The organism is Rhodovulum sp. (genome assembly GCF_011048875.1).
GTDB lineage: Bacteria > Pseudomonadota > Alphaproteobacteria > Rhodobacterales > Rhodobacteraceae > Rhodovulum > Rhodovulum tesquicola.
On sequence record NZ_DSDD01000156.1, the window covers coordinates 1 to 1895 of the forward strand.

General features: G+C 71.2%; 2 protein-coding genes and 1 pseudogene. 2 read left to right on the forward strand and 1 reads right to left on the reverse strand.

Annotated elements, in window-relative coordinates; all coding sequences use genetic code 11:
- Positions 1 to 107 (reverse strand): annotated as a pseudogene (locus ENN83_RS05575) (phosphonate metabolism protein); the annotation flags it as partial.
- A 436-nt stretch (positions 108 to 543) separates the two neighbouring features.
- Here ENN83_RS05575 and ENN83_RS05580 point away from each other — a divergent pair.
- Both ENN83_RS05580 and ENN83_RS05585 read left to right on the forward strand, forming a co-directional pair.
- The gene (locus ENN83_RS05580) at positions 544 to 903 is read left to right on the forward strand and encodes a hypothetical protein (RefSeq protein ID WP_287185023.1); all 360 of its coding nucleotides are present in this window, start codon (positions 544 to 546) and stop codon (positions 901 to 903) included.
- A gap of 73 nt (positions 904 to 976) precedes the next feature.
- Positions 977 to 1895: DMT family transporter (locus ENN83_RS05585; protein WP_287185025.1), on the forward strand; the 919-nt coding region annotated here is incomplete at its 3' end.

Genomic DNA, 1895 nt, shown 5'->3' on the forward strand with positions numbered 1-1895 from the left:
CGTGTCGTTCCCGCCAGCGGATCCCAGCCCAGCCACGCCGCGCCGAACTCTGCCAGCGGACCGGGTTCCGGCGCAAAATAGATCGCGTAGCGCTTGTAGCCTTCCATTGCGTGTTCCCCGCCCCGTCGACATCCGCACACCCGACCACTCCTGCCCCAAACCGCCCCCTCCATCAAGGATCGCGCCATGTCCGGTAAGGTTCGTGCCAATGCTGCCCTTTTCGTTACGGACCCAATCCCGTGCCGCTGGGTCCGGATCGCACCGATCCGGACCGGCCCGGCCCTGCCGCGGGGCCCCGTCGCCATGTGGCAGTCCCGGCAGGGCCGGGCGATCCTTTCGACGGCATGGCATGGGGATCGCGATCCTGACGCGGGCACCCGCGGATATCGCTGCGCGGGCCGACGATGGCCTGAACAAACCGGGCGCGCGGGGCGACCTGTCGGGGGGGGGTGTCCCGCGATATCGGGTGCTTGGGCTTTGACGGTGTGCGCGTGCGCGCCTATCTTGCGGCGCGAGATGTCCCTGCCCCGGGAGGTCCCGCAGATGCCGACCCAAGCAGATACCCCCTTTCCCGCGTCCTTCGACGCGGTGCTCAAGACCCAGGCCGAGGGGCTTGGCCTGATGGCCTGGGTCGGTGCGGCGATGCTGGACCACGCGGCGCGCACAGCGACCGAACTGGCCGTCTTTGCCCGCGACGAAGCGCGGTGCGATGCCGAGGCGCTGGGCGCGCTGGCCACCTGCCGCGATCCCGAACAACTGGCCGGATTGCCCGCCAGCTATCTCGGCGCCAAGATCGCCGCCTGCACCGACGAGGCGGGCAAGCTGGCGCGGATGACCGCCGAGGTCTGCGAGGTGACCCGGCGCCGGATGACGCAGGCCCAGGGGGCGCAGGCTCCGGATTGACAGGCGGACGCGGCGGCCCCTATGCCCGGCCGATGCGCCGAGGCCCGCCATGGGCGCGCCAGACCGAGGGACCATGATCCGCAGCAACCGCCCCGCCCCGATCCGCGCCGACGCCCCCGGATCGGTCCTGGACGGCATGGTGGCGATGTCGGCGGCCATGATCCTGCTGCCGGTGGGGGATGCGCTGGCCAAGCTGCTGACCGGCACGGTTGCGCCGCTCGAGGTCACCTTCTGGCGGCTGGCCGCGCAGGTGCTGTGGCTGGTGCCGGTGGCGGTGCTGTTGCGTCGGCAGCTTCTGGGGCGGATGTTCTCGCCGATCGTGGCGCTGAACGGGCTGTTGATGACGCTCACGCTGGTCAGCCTGATCTCGGCCTTCGCGGCGATGCCGATCGCGACGGCGATCGCCATCTTCTTCGTCGAGCCGCTGCTTTTGACGCTGCTGGCGGTGCCGCTGCTGGGCGAACGGCTGGGGCCGCGGCGGCTGGTGGCGGTGGGCGTGGGGCTGATCGGCGCGATGATCGTGATCCGGCCCGGTTTCGCGGCCTTCGGACCGGCGGCGCTGTTCCCGCTGGGTGCGGCGCTGGCCTATGCGTTGAACATGATCGTTCTGCGGCGCGCGACGGCCACCCGCACGGCGTTGACCGTGCAACTCGGCGCCTCGATCTACGGGGCGCTGGCGATGGGGCTGGTGCTGGCCGGGCTCTGGGCGGCGGGCCGGATCGAGCTTGCCATGGTCGGCGCCCCGGGCTGGCACTGGGCGGCGATCCTCGGGGCCGGGGCGACGGCGATCACCGCCTTCGTGCTGATCGCCGAGGCGTTCCGCCGGGCCGAGGCGGGGCTGCTGGCGCCGCTGCAATATCTCGAGATCGTGGGCGCCACCGTGGTCGGCTATCTCGTGTTCGGCGATTTTCCGGACGCGCTGACCTGGCTGGGCGTGGCGATTATCCTCGGCTCGGGGCTATATGTCATCCATCGCGGGCGGGTGGCGTCGC

Bases quoted from the DNA above. Each gene is read 5' to 3' on its own strand.
- ENN83_RS05580 (WP_287185023.1), top strand. From the start codon at position 544: ATGCCGACCCAAGCAGATACCCCCTTTCCCGCGTCCTTCGACGCGGTG.